The sequence below is a fragment of the Pseudomonas sp. Irchel 3E13 genome, from assembly GCF_900187455.1.
In the GTDB taxonomy this organism is placed as follows: domain Bacteria; phylum Pseudomonadota; class Gammaproteobacteria; order Pseudomonadales; family Pseudomonadaceae; genus Aquipseudomonas.
In genome coordinates this window covers 27,045-48,467 of sequence record NZ_FYDX01000014.1, presented here as the reverse complement: position 1 = coordinate 48,467, position 21,423 = coordinate 27,045, and the positions used below count along the sequence as shown (strand labels likewise).

17 protein-coding genes and 1 pseudogene are annotated in these 21,423 nt (G+C 65.2%); 11 read left to right on the top strand and 7 right to left on the bottom strand.

Features of this window, described 5'->3' with window-relative positions:
* Positions 1-33: 33 nt before the first annotated feature.
* A complete protein-coding gene (cysZ, locus tag CKW37_RS23300; RefSeq protein WP_095158577.1) occupies positions 34-762 on the bottom strand; it encodes a sulfate transporter CysZ in 729 nt (242 codons plus the stop codon).
* Positions 763-1,021: 259 nt separating this feature from the next.
* Here cysZ and CKW37_RS23295 point away from each other — a divergent pair, with 259 nt between their 5' ends.
* A complete protein-coding gene (locus tag CKW37_RS23295) occupies positions 1,022-1,621 on the top strand; it encodes a peroxiredoxin (RefSeq protein ID WP_095158576.1) in 600 nt (199 codons plus the stop codon).
* Between the two features lie 135 nt (positions 1,622-1,756).
* Positions 1,757-2,719, top strand: coding sequence for a thioredoxin-disulfide reductase (gene trxB / locus CKW37_RS23290; protein WP_095158575.1), 963 nt, complete (start codon positions 1,757-1,759; stop codon positions 2,717-2,719).
* Between the two features lie 61 nt (positions 2,720-2,780).
* Here trxB and CKW37_RS23285 read toward each other — a convergent pair whose 3' ends face one another.
* Together CKW37_RS23285 and nadC are read right to left on the bottom strand one after the other, a co-directional pair.
* The gene (locus CKW37_RS23285; protein WP_095158574.1) at positions 2,781-4,175 is read right to left on the bottom strand and encodes an amino acid permease; all 1,395 of its coding nucleotides are present in this window, start codon (positions 4,173-4,175) and stop codon (positions 2,781-2,783) included.
* Between the two features lie 278 nt (positions 4,176-4,453).
* A complete protein-coding gene (gene nadC, locus CKW37_RS23280) occupies positions 4,454-5,302 on the bottom strand; it encodes a carboxylating nicotinate-nucleotide diphosphorylase (protein ID WP_095158573.1) in 849 nt (282 codons plus the stop codon).
* A 254-nt stretch (positions 5,303-5,556) separates the two neighbouring features.
* On the opposite strand from nadC, the gene CKW37_RS23275 reads away from it, so the two are divergent.
* The 5 genes and pseudogenes from CKW37_RS23275 to CKW37_RS33770 all read left to right on the top strand — a co-directional run bounded on the left by CKW37_RS23275 (position 5,557) and on the right by CKW37_RS33770 (position 11,504).
* Positions 5,557-7,746 (top strand): DUF1631 domain-containing protein, encoded by a 2,190-nt coding sequence (locus CKW37_RS23275; RefSeq protein WP_095158572.1) that lies wholly within the window; start codon positions 5,557-5,559, stop codon positions 7,744-7,746.
* A gap of 80 nt (positions 7,747-7,826) precedes the next feature.
* A complete protein-coding gene (gene ampD, locus CKW37_RS23270; RefSeq protein WP_095158571.1) occupies positions 7,827-8,387 on the top strand; it encodes a 1,6-anhydro-N-acetylmuramyl-L-alanine amidase AmpD in 561 nt (186 codons plus the stop codon).
* A gap of 2 nt (positions 8,388-8,389) precedes the next feature.
* Positions 8,390-9,223, top strand: a complete 834-nt coding sequence (gene ampE / locus CKW37_RS23265; protein ID WP_095158570.1) for a regulatory signaling modulator protein AmpE — start codon at positions 8,390-8,392, stop codon at positions 9,221-9,223.
* Between the two features lie 283 nt (positions 9,224-9,506).
* Positions 9,507-10,649: pseudogene (locus tag CKW37_RS33775) on the top strand (HAMP domain-containing protein); the annotation flags it as partial.
* 141 nt (positions 10,650-10,790) lie between these two features.
* Positions 10,791-11,504, top strand: coding sequence for a methyl-accepting chemotaxis protein (locus CKW37_RS33770; RefSeq protein ID WP_371864331.1), 714 nt, complete (start codon positions 10,791-10,793; stop codon positions 11,502-11,504).
* 54 nt (positions 11,505-11,558) lie between these two features.
* Here the strand turns inward: CKW37_RS33770 and CKW37_RS23255 are convergent, their stop codons facing one another.
* Both CKW37_RS23255 and cra read right to left on the bottom strand, forming a co-directional pair.
* On the bottom strand, positions 11,559-12,338 hold the full coding sequence (locus CKW37_RS23255; protein WP_095158568.1) for a TatD family hydrolase: 780 nt from the start codon (positions 12,336-12,338) through the stop codon (positions 11,559-11,561).
* Between the two features lie 2 nt (positions 12,339-12,340).
* A complete protein-coding gene (gene cra, locus CKW37_RS23250) occupies positions 12,341-13,336 on the bottom strand; it encodes a catabolite repressor/activator (RefSeq protein ID WP_095158723.1) in 996 nt (331 codons plus the stop codon).
* Positions 13,337-13,626: 290 nt separating this feature from the next.
* On the opposite strand from cra, the gene ptsP reads away from it, so the two are divergent.
* Genes ptsP through CKW37_RS23235 form a run of 3 tightly spaced genes read left to right on the top strand, consistent with a single transcriptional unit; the run spans position 13,627 to position 19,171 of the window.
* The gene (gene ptsP / locus CKW37_RS23245) at positions 13,627-16,485 is read left to right on the top strand and encodes a phosphoenolpyruvate--protein phosphotransferase (protein WP_095158567.1); all 2,859 of its coding nucleotides are present in this window, start codon (positions 13,627-13,629) and stop codon (positions 16,483-16,485) included.
* On the top strand, positions 16,485-17,441 hold the full coding sequence (pfkB, locus tag CKW37_RS23240; RefSeq protein WP_095158566.1) for a 1-phosphofructokinase: 957 nt from the start codon (positions 16,485-16,487) through the stop codon (positions 17,439-17,441). The genes ptsP and pfkB overlap by 1 nt, the downstream gene beginning before the upstream one ends.
* Positions 17,438-19,171 (top strand): PTS fructose-like transporter subunit IIB, encoded by a 1,734-nt coding sequence (locus tag CKW37_RS23235; protein WP_095158565.1) that lies wholly within the window; start codon positions 17,438-17,440, stop codon positions 19,169-19,171. Before pfkB ends, CKW37_RS23235 begins: the two co-directional genes overlap by 4 nt.
* A gap of 84 nt (positions 19,172-19,255) precedes the next feature.
* Here CKW37_RS23235 and CKW37_RS23230 read toward each other — a convergent pair whose 3' ends face one another.
* Positions 19,256-20,443 carry an aminotransferase class V-fold PLP-dependent enzyme gene (locus CKW37_RS23230; protein ID WP_371864330.1) on the bottom strand — a complete coding sequence of 396 codons (1,188 nt, stop codon included), beginning with the start codon at positions 20,441-20,443 and terminating at the stop codon, positions 19,256-19,258.
* Positions 20,444-20,467: 24 nt separating this feature from the next.
* Complete coding sequence (locus tag CKW37_RS23225) at positions 20,468-20,698, bottom strand: DUF3820 family protein (RefSeq protein ID WP_095158563.1); 231 nt, start codon at positions 20,696-20,698, stop codon at positions 20,468-20,470.
* A gap of 204 nt (positions 20,699-20,902) precedes the next feature.
* Here CKW37_RS23225 and CKW37_RS23220 point away from each other — a divergent pair, with 204 nt between their 5' ends.
* Positions 20,903-21,373 (top strand): PA2169 family four-helix-bundle protein, encoded by a 471-nt coding sequence (locus tag CKW37_RS23220; RefSeq protein WP_095158562.1) that lies wholly within the window; start codon positions 20,903-20,905, stop codon positions 21,371-21,373.
* The last annotated feature ends 50 nt before the right edge of the window (positions 21,374-21,423 follow it).

Sequence of the window (21,423 nt, the reverse complement as noted above, 5' to 3'; positions counted from 1 at the left end):
GGCCGGTGCGCAAGGCACCGGCCATGACGGGGATCAGGTGCGCTCGCGCACCCAGAACAGCGTGGCGCCAGCCACGGCGGCCGGCATCATCAGGATATTCACGAACGGAATCATCAGCGCCAGGTAGGTAATCCCGCCAAACCCCAGCGATTGCCAGCGCTTCTGCCGCAGCCAGGCGAGCATGTCCTGCCAGCTCATTTTGTTGTTGTCCGCGGGGTAGTCGATGTACTGGATCGCCATCATCCAGATACCGAACAGCAGCCACAGCGGCGCGGCAACGATGTTCACCACCGGAATCAGCGACAGAATGAACAGCGCCAGCGCGCGCGGCACGAAGTAGCCGAGCTTGCGCATTTCGCGGCCCAGGGTGCGCGGCACCATGGCGGTCAGTTCGCCCCAACTGAAGGGCGGGAATTCATCCTTGCCACGCAGTACCACTTCGACCTTTTCCGCGAGAAAACCGTTGAAGGGGGCGGCGATGATGTTCGCCAGCAAGGTGAAGGTGAAGAACACCATCAGCACCACCAGAACCACGAACAGCGGCCAGAGCACATAGCTGAGAAAGCTCAGCCAGCTCGGCAGGGTGGGCATCAGTGCATCGACCCACAGGCTGAACTGATGGCCGGCGAGATAGATCAGGCCGACGAACAACAGCAGGTTGATCGCCAGCGGCAGCAGCACGAACAACCGCAATCCGGGGCTCAGGACCAGTTTCAGGCCCTCGCGCAGGTACTGTGGACCGGAAAGGACAGGGGCTTGCATATAAGGCTCCGAGCGATGGAAAACGCGCCGACCTTACCGAGTTTGCCGACGCGACGAAAGCCGCCTGGAAGCGGCGCAACGGGCTGTAACAAATCCTCGGAAAAGTCGCCCATAGGAAAAGAACCACGCGATGAAGGGCTATATAGAGCAAGTCTATAAGGTGGATTGTTTAAGGATATTTCCTTAATCTTTGCCCCCTCGCTACAGTGCGCACATTCTTTTTCAACGCCTTCGAATCCCTGCTTTTCAAGGAGTTCCCATGAGTATTCTGGTCAACAAGCAAGCCCCTGATTTCGATGCGGCGGCGGTGTTGGGTGACGGTTCGATCGTCGACAGCTTCAAGCTCTCTTCCCTGCGCGGCAAATACGTCGTGCTGTTCTTCTGGCCGCTGGACTTCACTTTTGTCTGCCCGTCGGAAATCATCGCCCACAACAACCGCATCGGCCGCTTCCGCGAACTGGGCGTTGAAGTGGTTGGCGTGTCCATCGACTCGCAGTTCACCCACCACGCCTGGCGCAGCACGCCGGTGGAGAAGGGTGGCATCGGCGAAGTCGAGTTCACCATGGTCGCCGACGTCAAGCACGAAATCACCCGTGCCTACGGTGTCGAGCACGATGACGGCGTGGCGCTGCGCGCTTCGTTCCTGATCGACCAGCAAGGCGTGGTCCAGCACCAAGTGGTGAACAACCTGCCGCTGGGTCGCGAAGTCGACGAGATGATCCGCCTGGTCGAAGCCTTGCAATTTACCGAGCAGCATGGCGAAGTCTGCCCCGCCGGCTGGCGTCCGGGCCAGAAAGGCATGAAGGCTGACGCCAAGGGCGTCGCCGACTACCTGGCGGAAAACGCCAAGAGCCTGTAAGGCTTCGCTTCAACGGTTTTCAGGACCTGCAGCCATAAGCCTTCCCCAAGTGCTTTGCAGGTTCTTTTTTATTCCCGCCGGTGATCCCGGCGTTACGGGGCCGGCAATGCATCGCCGGCCCGACAGGAGCGTGTCATGTCTGAAGTACGTCATTCGCGAGTCATCATCCTCGGTTCCGGCCCTGCCGGTTACAGCGCTGCTGTCTATGCCGCCCGTGCCAACCTGAAGCCGCTGCTGATCACCGGCATGCAGGCTGGCGGCCAACTGACCACCACCACCGAAGTCGACAACTGGCCGGGCGACCCCCATGGCCTGACCGGCCCGGCGCTGATGCAACGCATGCAGGAACACGCCGAGCGTTTCGAGACCGAAATCGTCTTCGACCACATCAATGAAGTCGCGCTGCAGCAGAAGCCGTTCACCCTCAAGGGCGACAGCGGCACCTACACCTGCGACGCACTGATCATCGCCACCGGCGCCAGCGCGCGTTACCTGGGCCTGCCGTCGGAAGAAACGTTCATGGGCAAAGGCGTTTCCGCCTGCGCGACCTGCGACGGTTTCTTCTACCGCAACAAGCCGGTCGCCGTGGTCGGCGGCGGCAACACCGCTGTTGAAGAAGCGCTGTACCTGGCCAACATCGCCAGCAAAGTGACCCTGATCCACCGTCGCGAAACCTTCCGCGCCGAGAAGATCCTGATCGACAAGCTTCACGCCCGGGTTGCCGAAGGCAAGATCGAGCTCAAGCTCAACGCCACCCTGGACGAAGTGCTGGGCGACAACATGGGTGTCACCGGTGCCCGCCTGAAGAACAACGACGGCAGCTTCGACGAGATCAAGGTCGACGGCGTGTTCATCGCCATCGGTCATACCCCGAACACCTCGCTGTTCGAAGGCCAGCTTGAACTGAAAGACGGCTACATGGTTGTGGCCGGCGGCCGTGAAGGCAACGCCACCGCCACCAACATCGAAGGCGTGTTCGCCGCTGGCGACGTGGCCGACCACGTCTACCGTCAGGCGATCACCTCGGCCGGTGCCGGCTGCATGGCCGCGCTGGATGTCGAGCGCTACCTGGATGGCTTGCAGAACGCTTCGTTCTGATCGAAAAAAAAACCGCGAAGGGCCTGATGGCGCTTCGCGGTTTTTGTTTGCCCGCAGTTTGTCAGTAGACCCGCTCAAGCCCCGCTGCAGACTCCTTGCCGCGCTTGCGGCAGACGAAAATCCCCACCAGCGACACCGCCATTGCCAGCACCAGCGTGCTGGTCGCTTCGGCACGATGCTCCGGCGTTACCACCAGCACGGCCAGCGCCGCCGAGATAAACACAATCACGCCATAGGTCAGCCACGGAAACAGCCACATCTTCAAGGTGAGGGCATTGCCGTGCAGGCGCCGCATGCGCAGTTGGGAAATGGCGATCGCCAGGTACACCAGCAACGCGATCGCGCCCGAACTGGACAGCAGGAAGTCGAACAGGCTGGCCGGTGCGAAGTGATTCAACGCCGCAATGAAGGCTCCGACCGACGCCGTGATCAGCACCGCCGTGCGCGGCACGCCGTTGTCGGAGGTTCGCGCCGCCATCGCGGGCGCATCGCCGCGACGGGCGAGGGAATACAGCATGCGCGAGGCGATGTAGATCGAGGAATTCATGCAACTGGTCACGGCCACCAGCACCACCAGGTCGACGATCAGCTTGGCATGGGGAACGTCCAGCAGTTCCAGTGCCCGCTGGTAGGAACCGACGGTTGCCAGTTGCGGATCACTCCACGGCACCACGGAAATCACCACCATGATCGACAGCAGGTAGAACACGCCGATGCGCCAGATCACCGAGCGGGTGGCCTTGGCGATGTTGCGCGAAGGCTCGCCCGACTCGGCCGCGGCGATGGTCACCGACTCGGTGCCGATAAAGCTGAACATGATAGTGATGAACGCGCCGACCACCGCCGCCATGCCGTTCGGCGCGAAGCCGCCATGTTCCCGCATCAGGTTGATGAGCCCCGCGCCTTCATGGGCGGGCACCCAGCCGCTGAGTGCCATGGCGCCGAAGCCGATGAACAGGACGATCGCGGTGACCTTGAGCAAGGCGAACCAGAATTCGAACTCGCCGTACTTCGCCACGCCGAACAGGTTGGTGATGCTCAGCAAGACCACCGAGGCCAGTGCATAGATCCAGGTGTCCACCCCGGGGAACCACTGGTTGAGGATATAGCCGGCCGCCAACGCCTCGATCGGCACCACCAGCACCCAGAACCACCAATACAGCCAGCCGATGGTGAAGCCGGCCCAGGGGCCAATGGCTTTTTCGGCGTAGGTGGAAAAGGAGCCCGTGTCCGGGTTGGCCACGGCCATTTCCCCGAGCATCCGCATCACCAGCACCACCAGCGTGCCGGCCGCCAGGTAGGCCAGTATGACCGCGGGGCCGGCCGCGGCAATTGCGTGCCCGGAGCCGACGAAAAGCCCGGCGCCGATGATGCCGGCGATGGACAGCATGGTGACGTGACGAGGTTTGAAACCGTTGGACAGTTGTCCGCCGCTGGAGTCGTTCAGGCTCGACATACTCTGCTCTTTTGAAGGGATTATTGGAGGCAGAGACGAAGCGACGCCGCGAAGCGTTAGGGAATCTGATGAAGCCGCTTCAAGGGACGTGCCTCTACGCGTGTTGTCGTGGGCCGGGTCAGGCGTTCCGGCGGGAATACCTTTCCTTGAGCGGTTGCGGGGGAATTGACCCGGTTGCGTCCCGGGGCTGTCGGATTACGACATGGGGGAGGGCAGGCATGGAGAACCCTATGGGAGCTGGCAAGCCAGCTTCCCACAGGGGGGAATTCCGGGATGGATTACAGGCTCAACCGCATCGACAGATCCACCGCCTTCACATCCTTGGTCATGGCGCCAATGGAGATGTAGTCCACGCCGGTTTCGGCGATCACCCGCAGGGTGCTTTCGTTGACGCCGCCGCTGGCTTCCAGCTTGGCGCGGCCGGCGGTCAGGCGCACGGCCTCGCGCATTTCATCGAGGCTCAGTTCGTCGAGCATGATGATGTCGGCACCCGCCGCCAGCGCTTGTTGCAGTTCGTCCAGGCTTTCCACTTCGACTTCCACCGGCTTGCCCGGGGCGATGCGCCGCGCCGCGGTGATCGCTTCGGCGATGCCGCCGCTGGCGGCGATGTGGTTTTCCTTGATCAGGAAGGCATCGAACAGGCCGATGCGGTGGTTGTGGCAGCCACCGCAGGTGACGGCGTATTTCTGCGCCAGGCGCAGGCCGGGCAGGGTCTTGCGGGTGTCGAGCAGACGCACTTGGGTATCGGCGACTTTGTCGGCCAGCGACTGGGCATGGGTCGCCACGCCGGACAGCAGTTGCAGGAAGTTCAGCGCGCTGCGCTCGCCGGTCAGCAGCGAGCGGGCCGGGCCTTCCAGATGGAACAGTGCCTGGTTGGCGAGGGCACGCTCGCCGTCCTGGACCTGCCAATGCACCGCGACCCGCGGATCGAGTTGGCGAAAGACCGCATCGACCCACGCCGTACCGGCGATGACGCAGTCTTCGCGGGTAATGATGGTGGCCTTGGCCAGACGTTCAGCGGGGATCAACTGGGCGGTGATATCGCCGTTGCCGACGTCTTCCAGCAACGCGCGGCGCACGTTGGCTTCGATTTCGGCAGTCAGATCGGCGAGGCGTAGGTTCGGCATGACAGGCTCCACAAGCTAAGTGGCGGGATTATAGGGCAGGCCGGGTGGCGCGTGCAGCAAACGGCGACGGCGGCGGCGTGGCGCGCCTTTGGTCGGGAGGGTTGAGCCTTTCACGCCGTGACCGGGTCTACAGATGGCTGATGTCGCGCCTGTCAATCACTGGCGGACGGGGAAACTTTTCAAGATAATGCGCGCCTAATATTTGGCGTCATGGCTTTGACGATTATCCAAATCCACCTTGCAAGGAGTCCGGGATGCCTAAAGACGGGAAGGTGCTGCTGTTCCGAAGCGCCGCCAGCCAGGCGTCGCCTGCGCCACTCGCTCGTCTGCCGGTCGCCCTCCTGCATGTGCGTGACAAGGCCGCGCTGCAATTGCGCCTGGCGCTGCAGGCGTTGTTCGACAACGCCGACGACACCCTGTTCGAGATGGCCGACAAGGCCGCCAGCAGCAAGGATCAGAACCTGCTTTTCGAAGCCATGCGCGACCTGCGCCACAAGCGCAACAGCATCGAGCGCGGTTTTCTCGACAGCTTCTATGCCGCCTTCATGGAAGTTGGCCACGGCGATCCGCTGGCCGCGCTGCCGGCGCGCACCTCGGCCCACGACACCCTGAGCCTGGTCGCCCGCGACGAGCTTGAGCGGACGGTGGCGGTGGACGCCATGGTCGCCCGGGTGCTGGCCCGGGACGGTGTTGCCCTGGGCCAGTTGACCCTGCGCTTGAACAGCCTGCTGGAGCAGCCGCTCAACGACCGCAACAACCCGCTGGGCCCGACCCTGCTGTGTGAATACTTTCTGCGTGCCGGGCGCAGCCTTGGCGTGGGGATCAAGGTCAAGCTGATCCTGCTCAAGCTGTTCGAGCGCTATGTGCTGCGCGAGGCCGACCAGTTGTACGGCGAGGCCAACCAGTTATTGATCGCCACCGGCATCCTCCCTGAACTCAAGGCCCTACCACGGCGCCGCGCCCAGGACCACGCGGTGCTGGAGACGCGGGCCCCGGCCAATGAGACGGACAATCCGGCCGGTGAGGTCGATGCCAACACCCAGGCCGTGTTCTCGTCCTTGCAGACCCTGCTGTCGCCCGAGCGCGGGCGTCTGGCGCCGCGTCGCGCGGCCGGACTGCCGCCGCGGCCGATCAACAGCCGCGACCTGCTGCGGCTGTTGACCCATCTGCAACAGTACGTGCCCGCCGAGCTGGAGGCGGAAGACTTCGACCTGCGCCATCACCTCGAACAACTGCTGACCCGGCTCAGCGTGCAGAGCGGGCAGGGACGGCAGATCGAGGCGGGCGACGAAGACGTGATCAACCTGATCGCCATGCTCTTCGACTTCATCCTCACCGACCGCAACCTGCCGCGCTCGCTGCGGGTGCTGATCGCTCGCCTGCAAATCCCCCTGCTCAAGGTGGCGCTGCTGGACAAGCGCTTCTTCAGCCGCGCCACGCACCCGGCGCGGCGGCTGCTCAATGAAGTGGCCGACGCCGCGATGGGCTGGGACAAACGCGACGACTACCAGCGCGATAGCCTCTATCAGCGCGTGGAAATGCTGGTGCAGCGGCTGCTGGACGACTTCAACGATGACCCGGCGATCTTCACGGAGTTGCTCAACGACTTCCTCGCCTTCAACACCGACGAGCGCCGGCGCAGCGAGTTGCTGGAGCAGCGCACCCGCGATGCCGAGGAAGGCCGGACTCGCACCGAGCAGGCCCGGCGTCGGGTGCAGCAGGAACTGAACACGCGCCTGCAGGGCCAGTACCTGCCGCGGATTGTGGTGCAGGTGCTGGAAGATGCCTGGAGCCAGGTGCTGTTGCTGGCCTGGCTCAAGCACGGCGAGGACTCGATGCCGTGGCGCGAGGCCCTGATGACCATGGATGAACTGCTGTGGAGCGTTGGCCCGCTGGCGCACGCCGACGACCGCGCGCGCTTGCTGGAGCGGGTGCCCGGCTTGCTCAAGGCGCTGCGCGAGGGGCTGGGTGGAGCGGCGTTCGATCCGTTCGCCACCAGCGAATTCTTCGCCTGCCTGGAGGTTCTCCACCTCAGCGCCTTCGACCCGTCGGGCGGGCAGGGCGACGCAACAGAGGCCACCGCGCGGGTGCTGGTGCGCGATGAACTCAATCTGCGCGGGCCTGAAGACTGGTCGTCGGGCGACAGCGACGCGCACCTCGCCGAGGACGACCCGGCGCTGCTGCGGGTCGGCCAACTGCAAGCGGGCACCTGGATCGAACTCGACGACGAAGGCGAGCCGCTGCGCTGCAAGCTGATCGCCCTGTTTGACGACAGCGACCGCTATGTCTTCGTCAACCGTACTGGCCTGAAAGTCCGCGAGTGGACCGCCGTTGGCTTGGCGGTGGCGCTGCAGCGCGGCGAAGTGACGCTGCTGGACGACAGCCTGCTGTTCGACCGTGCGCTGGACTCGGTGGTCAGCCAGTTACAGGGCCGTCGGCACTGAGCCATCACCCACTTTTTAACGATACAGACGCTGCCGCTAGGGGCATACTTGCGCGGTGCCCTCGTGTTTCAGGACTTTTTATGCAGTTGGATCGCACTACAGGCTGGTTTGCTGGTGTCACCCATTGCCCTTCCCCCAATTTCAATGCGCGCCCCGACGGCGAGGCGATCGCCCTGCTGGTGATCCACAACATCAGCCTGCCGCCCGCGCAGTTCGCCACCGGCAAGGTCCAGGCGTTCTTCCAGAACTGCCTCGATCCTTGCGAGCATCCGTTTTTCGAGACCATCAAGGACCTGCGCGTGTCGGCGCATTTTCTGATCGAGCGCGACGGCCATGTCACCCAGTTCGTGTCGTGTCTCGACCGTGCCTGGCATGCCGGCATCTCGCGTTTCGGCGAGCGTGAAGGCTGCAACGACTTTTCCATCGGCATCGAACTGGAGGGCACCGACGAGCTGCCGTTCACCGATGCCCAATACCGCGCGCTGGAGCAGGTGACCCGGCAATTGCGCGCGGCCTGGCCGGCCCTCGATGGCGAGGGTATCCAGGGCCATAGCGATATCGCCCCCGGACGCAAGACCGATCCCGGCCCGGCGTTCGACTGGGCGCGCTACCGCGCTGCCCTGTGTGACAAGGAGGACTGAGCATGAATTTCCTGGTGTTGTTGCTGGTGCTGTGGGTGGAGAAGTTCTCCGCCCTGCGCGCACGCCTGCAACGTGACGGCTTTTTCCTGACTGAACTGGCGCGTCTGGAGCGCACCGGCAAGACCCATCCCTGGTGGATCCTGGCGATTCTCGTGCTGTTGCCGGTGGCGCTGCTGGCGCTGCTGCTGCATGTGCTGGAACCGGTGGCTTACGGACTGCTGGCCTTGCCGGTGCATGTGCTGGTGCTGATCTACAGCCTGGGCCGGGGTGATGTGAAAGGGTCGCTCGGTCCGTTCCGCGATGCCTGGCGCCGTGGTGACGAACAGGCCGCGGTGCATGTGGCCGAGCGCGACCTGAAGGTGATCGCCGACGACGAAAACAGCTTGCTGCACAAGGTTCAGGGCCACCTGCTCTGGGACGCCTGCCAGAGCTTTTTCGCGGTGATCTTCTGGTATGTGCTGCTGGGGCCGGCTGCCGCGCTGGCCTACCGGTTACTGGCGCTGGCTACTGACAACGCGAAAAACCCGGCCTTGCAGGAGCGCGCCCGGCAACTGCGCCACGCATTCGACTGGGCGCCGGTGCGGGTGTTGGCGGCGAGCTTTGCGCTGGTGGGCAATTTTGTCGCGGTCAGCCGGGTGATGTTGCCCGAACTGCTCAACTGGCATATCGCCGCGCCACGGCTGATCAACATGGCTGGCCATGCTGCCGCAGAACTGCCCGCCACTGCGCCGGTGGGCGCGGAAGGGTTGGCGGGGCTGGATCATCTGTGGGAGTTGCTGCTGCGTTCGGCGGTGCTGTGGTATGCGTTTTTTGCCTTGTGGACAGTGTTGGGGTGAGGCTTTTCGGGGGGCGATTTTCGGCCAATCGCGAGCAAGCTCGCTCCTACAGAGATTACGAACACGCTGTAGGAGCGAGCTTGCTCGCGATGGTCTCTAATGCGGCTCCTGGTCCCAATAATGACCCGCTAGTCGCTTTACCTTAAGTTACAAACCTCTTCTTCGATATGCGCTATACAGTTGCATAAGCGCGGTAAATGGCTATCTGCCATAGCGCCAGACAACAATAAGAAATCGAAGGAGACGCCCAGTGAAGAGCCTGCTCCGTCCGGCCGTTGCGTTGATGAATCGCCTGAGCTTCGGGATGAAGTTCAGTCTGATAAGCGTCATGTTCTTCCTGCCCATGCTCGTGACCAACTTCTATCTGGTCAGCGATTCCTACGCCAAATTCCATGCGACCCGCGTTGAACTGCAGAGCCTTGATCTGCTGCGCGGCAGCCTCGCCCTGCGCGCCGATCTGGAAACCCTCGGCAACCTCGTGCAGATCAACGCCGTGCTTGGTCAGGCGGGCAAGGCCGAGGACATCGAGGCACGCATCGCCACGCTGGGCCAGCAAGCCCAGGCGCGGCTCGCCGCGCTGCAGCCGGTGAGCACCGACGAAGCGCTGGCCAAGGCATTCACCAGCAAACGCGACGAACTGGCCAGCGCCCTGACGGCCGCCCAGGCCGAAAGCTCGCTGCAGGCGCAGGTCGCCCTGTTCGACAAGCTGCAATCCCAGGCCCAGACCCTGCCACGTGTAGTCGCCAGCCAGTCGGGCCTGAGTCAGGACGACGACAGCGCCATGCGCCAACTGAGCGAACTGGTCACCACGGTGACCCCGCAAGTCACCCAGATGCTCGGTGAAGGCCGGGCCATGGGCTCTTATTCGCTGGGCCAGGGCTTTATCAACTCCACCGCCAGCACCCGCTTCGAAGACCTGCTGCAGCAACTCGAAAAACTCGCCGCCGACTACGCCCTCAAGATTCAGGACGCACTGGCCGGCGACTCGCAGGCGCAGGCCCGCTTGGGTGCTCTGGCCGCCAGCAGCCAGGCCTCGCTGAAACAGGCCAGCGAGCTGTTCGAAAGCCAGGTGGTGGTGGCCGAAACCCTCGATGCGCCGTGGACGAGCTTTTATCAGCAGACCAGCGACCTGATGGCTCGCACCTACGAACTGAACGACGCCACCGTGGCCTTTCTCGACCAGCAGTTGCAGCAGCGCCTGGGCGAATACCGCAGCCACATGATTCTGCTGGTGGCGGCGCTGGCCACGGTGTTCCTGCTGATTGTCTACCTCTACAGCGGTTTCTATGCCTCGACCCGCAACACCCTGAGCAGCCTCGGCGCGGTGATGGACAAAGTCGCGGCCGGCGACATGACGGTCAGCTTCCAGGCCCAGAGCCGTGACGAACTGGGGGAACTGGGCCAGGTGTTCAACGGCACGGTGCGGCGCATCCATGACCTGATCGAGCGCGTCGGCCAGACCGTCAGCGAAGTCGAGCGCCAGGCCGAGCAGGTGCATGTGGTGTCGTCACGCAGCAACCAGGCGGTGAGTGGCCAGCGCGGGCAGATCGAGCAGGTCGCCACGGCGATGAACCAGATGTCCGCCACCGCCCAGGAAGTTGCGCGCAGCGCGGCGGCGGCGGTGAGCAGCGCCCACAGCGTCAACCAGGAGACGGTCACTGGCCGTGGCCTGGTCGAGTCGCAGCAGGGCAGCATTGCCGGGCTCGCGGCGGAGATCGATCAGTCGGTGGCGGTGATCAACCAGTTGGTCAGCGACAGCCAGGCCATCAGCCGGGTGCTGGAAGTGATCAAGAGCATCGCCGAGCAAACCAACCTGCTGGCGCTCAACGCGGCTATCGAAGCGGCGCGGGCTGGCGAGCAGGGCCGGGGCTTCGCAGTGGTGGCGGACGAAGTGCGCACGCTGGCCAAGCGCACCCAACAGTCCACCGGTGAAATCGACGAAATGATCTCGCGCCTGCAAAACGGCGTTGGTGCGGCGGTGCGGGCGATGGACAGCAGCCACCAGATGGCGGCGGGGACGGTGAGTCAGTCGCAGCAGGTGCAACAGGCGCTGGAAAATATTCTCGGCGCGATCGGCATGATCGTCGACCAGAACCAGCAGATCGCCGCGGCGGTGGAGCAGCAGACCGCGGTGGCCCATGACATCGACCAGAACATCGTGCAGATCAACCGCGCGGCGGAGCACACCACCCAGGGCGCGCATCAGACCGAGGATGCAAGCCGGCAGTTGAGTGCGCAGGTGATGGAGTTGAAGCAGTTGATCGGGGCGTTCAGGGTTTAGTTCGAAAGGCTCATCGCTGGCTTGTCGGGACGCCGAACCGCAGCGATAGGGCCCTTAATCCCAGCCAAACATCTCACAGGCATTGCGGCTACTAGCCTCCGCCAGTACCTCCACCCCAATCCCCATGATCCCCGCCAGCGCCGCCGCAATCTCCGGCAAATGCACCGGACTGTTCCTGATCCCCGGAAACATCGCTGGCGCCATGTCCGGCGCATCGGTTTCCAGCACCACACTGTCCAGCGGCAAACGCGGCAGCACCTTGTGCAGCCGCAGCGCCTGCGGCCAGGTGGCGGCGCCGCCGAGGCCGAGCTTGAAGCCAAGGCGGATGTATTCCCGCGCTTCTTCGTAGCTGCCGGCAAAGGCATGGATGATCCCGCCCCGCGGCAGCTTGAAGCGTTTGAGCGTGGCGATCACCGCTGCATGGCTGCGGCGCACATGCAGCAACGCCGGCAGATCGAAATCCACCGCCAATTGCAGTTGCGCCTCGAACAGCGCCTGCTGGCGCTCGCGGTCCAGCTCCGCCAGGTAGTAATCCAGGCCGAATTCGCCCACGGCGCAGAGTTGCGGATCGCCGCGCAGGCGGCTCAGCCAGTCGCCCAGCGCGGTCAGGTGCTGCGGCGTGTGCGCGTCGAGGTACACCGGGTGCAGGCCGAACGCCGCGTACAGCGATGGCTCGGCCTTGACCAGATCCCACACCCGTTGCCAGTTGGCCTCGAAGACCCCCAGCACCACCATCCGCTCGACCCCGGCCGCTTCGGCCGCCGCCAGCAGCTCGCGGCGGTCGGCGTCGAAGTCGGGGAAGTCCAGGTGGGTGTGGGTGTCGATCAGGCGCATGCTCAGTCTTTGAAGATCCGCTGCTTGAAGGTCCGCGCTACCGCGTGAATGCCCGGCTGGTACTGCTTCTGTTCGATGGCGGCGAGGGCCAGTTCCAGCGCGGTTTCGGCGATCAGGCCGTGTTGCTGGGCCATGGCGTTGACCGGCAGCGGCAGGAAGTCGAGCAACTGGGTGTCGCCGAAGGTGCCCAGGTGCAAGGTGCGGGAATCGGCCGGGCGGGTCGACAGCACGTCGAACACCCCTTGCAGCAGCACGTAGGAGGTGGTCACCAGCGCATCCGGCAGGCGGCCCAGGTCGGCGAGCAACTGGCTCATCAACTGACGCCCGCATTCGCGGCTGAACGCCTCGCCCTGGTACTGGCTGACCTTGCCGGTGAACGCGTGCAGTGCCTGGTCAAAACCGCTGGCGCGGGCCTGGCTGACGCTGAGTTCCGGGCGTGCGCCGATCAGGGCGATGTTCGACGGCGCCAGTTCCAGCAGGCTGCCGGTGAGTTGCAGGCTGGCCGGCTGGTCGTCGCTGACCACCGAGCAGAACGCCTTCGGCTCCATGCTGCGGTCGATGGCGATGATCGGCATGCCTTTGTCCTGCAATTCGCGGTAGCTGTCGTCGCTGGGCGGCAGGCAACTGGCGACGAACAGCGCGTCGCAGCGGCGGGCGCGGAACAGTTGCTGCAATTGCCGCTCGCTGTCGGGCTGGTCGTCGCTGCTGGCGATCAGCAACTGGTAGCCGCGAGCCCGCGCACCCTGTTCAAGCTGCTTGGCGATGCGGGCGTAGCTGGGGTTTTCCAGGTCGGGGAGGATGAAGCCGAGTGTCCGCGTATGCCGGCTGCGCAGACCCGCTGCTTGCGGGTTGGGGGTGAAGCCATGGGCCTCGACCACCGCGCGGACACGTTCCACGGTCGCATTGCTGATGCGTTGCTGTTCGGCCTTGCCATTGATCACGTAGCTGGCGGTGGTCACGGAGACACCGGCCAGACGGGCTATATCGCTGAGTTTCACCGAATTTTCCTTGTTATATACCGGGACTGGCTGCGAAGCCTGACCGCGCATTGTCGCCGATCCTGAGCCTTTGGCGCAGACGACCATTGTCGCAATTGTCCGGCACGAAGGGACTTCATTGTTCGCAGGTTATCGAGTAACGTGCACTCCATTTATGGATTAAACGTTTCAGCAAGCGATTTTACTGCCGCACCAAGCGCTTGCCATAGGATCAGATGATTGCTGGCCCTATGCTTTTACCTCAACAACAATAACCTCGACGCCGTCCCGGCGTTGCAAAGGAGACGGTCATGCTCGAGTTCACCACGGCGCAGATATCCATGGGCCAGACGGCTGTGGACAAGTCCGCGGCCTTGCAGCTTCTGGCCGGACACCTGGTGCGCGACGGGCTGGTTGCCGACGGTTACCTGGCCGGTCTGCAGGCCCGCGAAGCGCAGGGCTCGACCTTTCTCGGCCAAGGCATCGCGATTCCCCACGGCACGCCGCAGACCCGCGATCTGGTACACGTCACCGGCGTGCGCCTGATGCAATTCCCCGAGGGCGTGGACTGGGGCGACGGCCAGCGCGTCTACCTGGCCATCGCCATTGCCGCGCGCTCCGACGAACACCTGCTCCTGCTGCAACAACTTACCCGCGCCCTCGGCGACGCCGATATGGCCGAGGCCCTGAGCCGCGCCGACAGCGCCGAAGCGGTGCTGCACCTGTTGCAGGGCGCGCCGCGCGAGCTGCTGCTGGACGAACGCACTCTTGGCCTCGGCGTACCCGCTGACGATTTCGACGACCTGCTCTGGCAAGGCGCCCGGCTGTTGCGCCGTGTGGAGTGCGTCGACGGTGATTTTGCCGGCCGCTTGCAGCAGGTCGATCCGCTGCCGCTGGGTGACGGCCTGTGGTGGCTGCACAGCGCGCAGGCGGTGCGCCAGCCGGGACTGGCCTTCGTCACGCCGCAACAACCGCTGCGCCATCAGGGTCAGCCGTTCAATGGCCTGTTCTGTCTGGCCAGCCAGGGCGAGGCGCATCAAACCGTGCTTGAGCGCCTGTGCGGTCTGTTGGTCGAGGGCCGGGGGCAGGAATTGTTGCGTGCCGGCAACGTTCGCACCGTGCTTGGCATGCTGGGCGGCGCTGTACCGACCGACTGGCCGAGCGCCCGCATCGCCCTGGCCAACCCCCACGGCCTGCATGCGCGTCCGGCGAAGATCCTCGCGCAACTGGCCAAGGAATTCGACGGCGAGGTGCGGGTGCTGGTGGTCGATGGCAACGCCCCCGCCGTTTCGGTGAAGAGCTTGAGCAAGCTGCTGAGCCTCGGTGCGCGGCGGGGCCAGGTGCTGGAATTCAGTGTCGAGCCGAGCATCGCCGCCGCCCTGCCGGCCTTGCTGGCGGCCGTCGAAAGTGGCCTCGGCGAAGAGGTCGAAGCGCTGCCCGCCGTCACCCAAGTGGCGATCGACGCGCCCGCGCCGCTGGCCGCGCAGGTGAAGCCGGTGGACGGCTCGACCCTCCAGGGCATCGCCGCCGCGCCTGGCATCGCCAGCGGTCCGGCGCATGTTCACCTGTTGCAGACCTTCGAATACCCATTGCGCGGTGAGTCTCCCGCGCTGGAACGCCAGCGTCTGCAAGACGCCCTGGCCCGGGTGCGCGCCGAGATCGACGGGCTGGTCCAGCGCAGCCAGGCCACGGCGATCCGCGAGATTTTCATCACCCACCTGGAAATGCTCGCCGACCCCGGACTCGGCGACGAAGTGGAATTGCGCCTGCGCCAGGGCGAAAGCGCTCCGGCCGCCTGGCTGGCGGTGATCGACGCGGCGGCGCGGCAGCAGGAAGCCTTGCAGGACGCGTTGCTCGCCGAGCGTGCGGCGGACCTGCGCGATGTGGGGCGCCGGGTGCTGGCGCAACTTTGCGGCGTGAGCGAAACGCCCGAGCCGGAGCAGCCTTACGTGTTGGTGATGGCCGAGGTCGGCCCGTCCGATGTGGCGCGCCTGGACCCGGCGCGGGTCGCCGGCATCCTCACCGCCCGTGGCGGTGCCACGGCGCACAGCGCCATTGTGGCGCGGGCGCTGGGCATTCCCGCCGTGGTCGGCGCTGGCGATGCGGTGTTGTTGATCGCCCCCGGCACCGCGTTGCTGCTGGACGGTCAGCGCGGGCGGGTCACCGTGGCGCCGGCCGCGGATCGACTGGAAAAGGCCCTGGCCGAGCGCGAGCAACGCGAAGAACGCCTGCGCGCCGCCCACGCCTCCCGCCACGAGCCGGCGATCACCCGCGACGGCCACGGGGTGGAGGTCTTCGCCAACATCGGTGAAAGCAGCGGCATCGACAAGGTGGTCGAGCAAGGCGCCGAAGGCGTCGGGCTGCTGCGCACCGAACTGATTTTCATGGCCCATCCGCAATTGCCGGACGAGGCCACCCAGGAAGCCGAGTACCGCCGCGTGCTCGACGGCCTCGGCGGGCGCCCGCTGGTGGTGCGCACCCTCGACGTCGGTGGCGACAAGCCGCTGCCGTACTGGCCGATCGACAAGGAAGAAAACCCGTTCCTCGGCGTGCGCGGCATCCGCCTGACCCTGCAACGCCCGCAGGTGATGGAAAGCCAGCTTCGCGCCCTGCTGCGTGCGGCGGGCGAGCGGCCGTTGCGGATCATGTTCCCGATGGTCGGGCAGGTGGAGGAATGGCGTCAGGCGCGGCAGATGGTCGAGCGCTTGCGCGGCGAGATCCCGGTCGCTGACCTGCAGGTCGGGATCATGATCGAAGTGCCGTCGGCGGCGCTGCTGGCGCCGGTCCTCGCGGCGGAAGTGGATTTTTTCAGTGTCGGCACCAACGACCTGACCCAGTACACCCTGGCCATCGACCGTGGTCATCCGAGCCTTTCGGCCCAGGCCGACGGCCTGCACCCGGCGGTGCTCAACCTGATCGACATGACCGTGCGCGCGGCCCACGCCCATGGCAAGTGGGTAGGCGTGTGCGGCGAACTGGCGGGCGATCCGCAGGCGGTGCCGCTGCTGGTCGGGCTGGATGTGGATGAATTGAGCGTGGCGCCGCGTGGCATTGCCGAAGTGAAGGCCCAGGTGCGCGCCCTGAGTATTGAACACGCCCGGATGCTCGCGCGAAAAGCGCTGAGCCTGGGCAGTGCCGGCGATGTGCGGGCACTGGTGGAGACGCAGTGATGGCCAAGATTCTGACCCTGACCCTGAACCCGGCGCTGGACGTGACCGTGAGCCTGGAGGCGTTGCGCACCGGCGCGGTCAACCGCGCCTCGGCCCAGCACAGCCATGCCGCCGGCAAGGGGCTGAACGTGGCCCAGGTGCTCGCCGATCTCGGTCACGGGCTGAGCGTCAGTGGTTTTCTCGGCCTGGACAACCTGTCGCCGTTCGAGGCGCTGATGCAGCGTCGCGGCTTCGTCGACGGCTTTATCCGCGTACCGGGCGAAACCCGCAGCAATATCAAGCTGGTGGAGAACGGCGGAGAGGTCACCGACATCAACGGCCCGGGCCCGGAGGTGGACGAAGCGGCACGTCAGGCGCTACTCGACCGGCTCGACCAACTCGCCCCCGGACACGACGCCGTGGTGGTCGCCGGCAGCCTGCCACGCGGCATCAGCCCGCAGTGGCTCGAAGCGCTGCTGACCCGGCTCAAGGCCATGGGCCTGAAAGTCGCTTTCGACAGCAGCGGCGCCGCCCTTGAAGCCGGCCTGCGCGCCGTGCCGTGGCTGGTCAAACCGAACACCGAGGAGCTGGGCGAAGTGTTGGGCACGCCGGTGCACGGCTTTGCCGAGCAGCGGGCGGCGGCGCAACGGCTGATCGAACAGGGCATCGAGCATGTGGTGGTGTCCCAGGGCGAACAGGGCGTCAACTGGTTCAGCCGCGGCGCGGTGCTGCAAGGGCTGCCGCCACGGGTGACGGTCGCCAGCACCGTGGGCGCTGGCGATTCGCTGCTGGCCGGCATGGTCCACGGCCTGCTGGCGGGCGAAGCGCCGGAGCAGACCCTGCGCCGCGCCACCGCCATCGCCGCCCAGGCGGTGAGCCAGATCGGCTTCGGCATCAACGACCGCGCGCAACTGGCGCGCTTCGAAACAGAAGTCCGCATTCAGACCCCGAGCGCAGAACAAGAGGGTGAACAATGAAACTCGCAATCGTCACCGCCTGCCCCAACGGCCAGGTGTCCAGTGTATTGAGCGCCCGCCTGCTGGACGCCGCCGCCCAGCGCCTGGGCTGGAGCACCAGCGTCGAAGTGCATGACCCGGCCCATCCCGAGCGGCAGTTGTCGGCGGCGGTGATCGCCGATGCCGACTGGGTGCTGGTGGTCACCACCGGGCCGCTGGCGTTGCAGCGTTTCGCCGGCAAGCGCCTGTTCCAGAGCACCCCGGCGCGGGCGTTGCGGGATGTGGATAACTTCTTGCGCGAGGCGGCCGACAACGCGGCGGTCTATCACCCGACCGATGACGTCGCCCCGCCAACCCAGGCCAAGACCGCCAAGGTGGTCGCCGTCACCGCCTGCCCGACGGGCGTGGCCCACACCTTCATGGCCGCCGAGGCGCTGCAACAGGCCGCGCAACAGATGGGCCTGCAGTTGAGCGTGGAAACCCAGGGCTCGGTCGGTGCGCGCAATCCGCTGAGCGCCGCGGCGATCGCCGAGGCCGATGTGGTCCTGCTGGCCGCCGACATCGACGTGCCCACCGGGCGCTTCGCCGGCAAACGGATTTTCCGCTGCGGCACTGGCGTGGCGTTGAAACAGGCCAAGGCCACGCTGGAAAAAGCCCTCGCCGAGGCCCGCGAAGAAAACACCGCCACCGCCCAGGCGGCGCAGGCGAGCAACGAGAAGACCGGCGTCTACAAGCACCTGCTCACCGGCGTGTCATTCATGCTGCCGATGGTGGTGGCCGGTGGTCTGTTGATCGCCCTGTCGTTCGTCTTCGGTATCGAAGCCTTCAAGGAGCCGGGCACCTTGCCGGCGGCGCTGATGCAGATCGGCGGCGAGGCGGCGTTCAAGCTGATGGTGCCGCTGCTCGCCGGCTACATCGCCTATTCCATCGCCGATCGGCCGGGCCTGGCGCCGGGGATGATCGGCGGCCTGCTGGCCAGCACGCTGGGCGCGGGCTTCATTGGCGGGATCATCGCCGGCTTTCTCGCCGGCTACAGCGCCAAGGCCATCAGCCGCTGGCTGAAGCTGCCGACCAGCCTCGAAGCGCTCAAGCCGATCCTGTTGATCCCGCTGTTCTCCAGCCTGTTCACCGGGCTGGTGATGATCTATGTGGTCGGCAAGCCGGTGGCCGGGTTGCTCGCCGGGCTGACTGAATTCCTCGACAGCATGGGCACCACCAACGCGATCCTGCTCGGCATCGTGCTCGGCGCGATGATGTGCGTCGACCTGGGCGGGCCGGTGAACAAGGCGGCCTACGCGTTCTCGGTCGGGCTGCTGGCGTCGCAGAGTTATGCACCGATGGCCGCGACCATGGCCGCCGGCATGGTGCCGCCGATCGGCCTGGGCATCGCCACCTTCCTCGCCCGCCGCAAGTTCGCCCAGAGCGAGCGCGAAGCGGGCAAGGCGGCGCTGGTGCTGGGCTTGTGCTTCATCTCCGAAGGCGCGATTCCGTTTGCCGCGAAAGACCCGCTGCGGGTGATCCCGGCGAGCATCGCCGGCGGCGCGCTGACCGGGGCGCTGTCGATGTACTTCGGCTGCAAGCTGATGGCGCCCCATGGCGGGCTGTTCGTGATGCTGATCCCGAACGCGATCAACCACGCGCTGTTGTACCTGCTGGCGATTGTCGCGGGGAGTGTGCTGACGGCGGTGGTGTACGCGGTGTTGAAGCGGGGCGAGGGGGTTGAGTTGGCGGTGGCGCCGGTGAAGGGCTGACGCCTTCCCCGTCCGTAGGAGCGAGCTTGCTCGCGAAAGGGCGCCTTCGCGAGCAAGCTCGCTCCTACGGACGGGGGAAGGGTTTCAGGCCAGTTGTTCCAGGGCGTTCACCAACAACCCAACTTCCGCCGGCGTCGTGCTGAACCCCGGCGTCACCCGAATGCACGGCCCGCACGCCGAGCCGTCGCGGGCCACGGTGAACAGGTTGAATTCCTTCAGCAGTCGCTCCGCCATGACGGCCTGATCGCTGTGCCGGGTGAAGCGGAACGAGGTGATGCCGCAATACAACCGCGGGTCATCCGGGGTCATCACTTCAATGCCGGCCATCTCCCGCGCCGGCGCCACCCAGAGATCCCGCAGGTAATTCAGCCGCGCGCCTTTCACCGCGGCGCCGCCGGCCGCCCGGTGTTCGTCGAACACCGTCGGCAGGGTCAGCCAGGCGGGGATGTTCGGCGTGCCGTACGGCGCCCGTGAGCGGATGTCGGCCTGTGGATAACGCAGCTCGCCCATGTCCGGGTCGATGGCGTCGATCTTGTCGGGGGCGATGTAGACCACGCCGAGGCTCAGCGGCGCGCCGATCCATTTCTGCAAATTGAAGCCCGCCAGTTCGATACCCAGTTGCTCCAGGTCGAAGTCGATCTGGCCCAGGGCGTGTGCGCCGTCGAGGATCACCTCGACGCCGAATTCGCGGGCGCAGGCCGCGATGGCCTGGACCGGCATCACCAGCCCGGTGCGGTGGGTGACGTAGGTCAGCGGCATCAGGCGAATGCGCGGATGCCGTTCGAAGGCGTGGCGGTAGCTCTGCACGAGGTTCTCGAACGTGGCCGGATGCGGGTGGCGGATCTCGATCAGTTCCAGGCCGCGCTGGCGGGCTAGCCAGCGCATGGCGTTCTGCACGCTGTCGTATTCCTGGTCGCTGACCAGCAATTGGTCGCCAGGCTGCAGGCGGTTGTAGTTGCGGATCAGCGATTGCAGCGCGGCGGAGGCGCTCTGGGCGATGGCGACGGTCTGGTCCGGTACGCCGAGCAGTTCGGCGACGGCGTCGCGGATCTGCACGCTGCCGATCTGCTCGAAGTGTTGGCGCACCGGCAGCGAGTTGCAGCGGTTGATGGCGTCGATGTGCTGTTGATAAGTCTGCGCGACGGTGCGGGTCATGCGCCCGAAGTAACCGTATTCCAGGTTCACGGGGCCGGGCTCGACGTCGTATTTCGCGGCGATGCGTTGCCAGTAGCCCTCATCACGGGCCAGAAGGGAGGGCGTGGATGAAGGCAGGTCGTGCATGCGCGTTCTCGCTGTTCAGGGGCGGGGGCGGGGGTGCTTTTTACGCAGGGGTTCGAGCAGGTCGGACAGGCCGTTGTGGTCGACCTCGTGCATCAGCGCCAGCAGGCCGCCCAACTCGCCGTGGGGAAAACCCTGGCGGGCGAACCAGTTCAGGTAGGGGCCGGGCAGGTCGGCGATCAGCCGGCCCTTGTACTTGCCATAGGGCATTTCGCGGGTGACCAGCAGTTCGAGGGTTTCGGGATTCATGGCGCACGGCAAAGACTGATGAATGGCCGGACGATACAGGCAATCTGCATGAAGGCCAAAGGACAGTTCATGCAGAAAGCGCGGGTACAGTTTTTTGCTATTCGCTCAAACTATTGATAACAAAGGAAATTTGCAGATCGTCAGGTCTGGCACGAAGGCTGCGTTATCCATGGGGAACATCCCTCATGCAAAAGGAGCCGTGTCATGACCGATACCAACAAAGAAGTCATTTCTGTCCTCAATGACCTGATCGAATTCAGCAAGGATGGCGAGAAAGGCTTCAAAACCAGTGCCGAAGACGTCAAGAACCCCGAGCTGAAGGCATTCTTCGTGCAACGTGGCACCGGCTGCGCCGATGCCGCCGCCGAACTGCAGCAACATGTGCGCAGCCTGGGCGGTGACCCGGAAACCTCCACCAGCCTCAGCGGTGACATGCACCGTGGCTGGGTGAACCTGAAATCCATGGTCACCGGCAAGGACGAGGAGGCGGTGCTGAACGAAGTCGAGCGTGGTGAAGACCATGCGCTCAAGGCCTACAAGGAAGCGCTGGAAAAACTCGCCAAGATCGCTCCGGCGTCGGCTGCCTACTCCTTGGTCGAGCGTCAATACCACGGCGTGCAGCGTAACCATGACCAGGTAAAAGTGCTGCGCAACAGCGCTCGCGCCCGCTCCTGAGTCGCGACACCAGCGCGCTCTCCATGCCCCGTCGGCCATTGGCCGGCGGG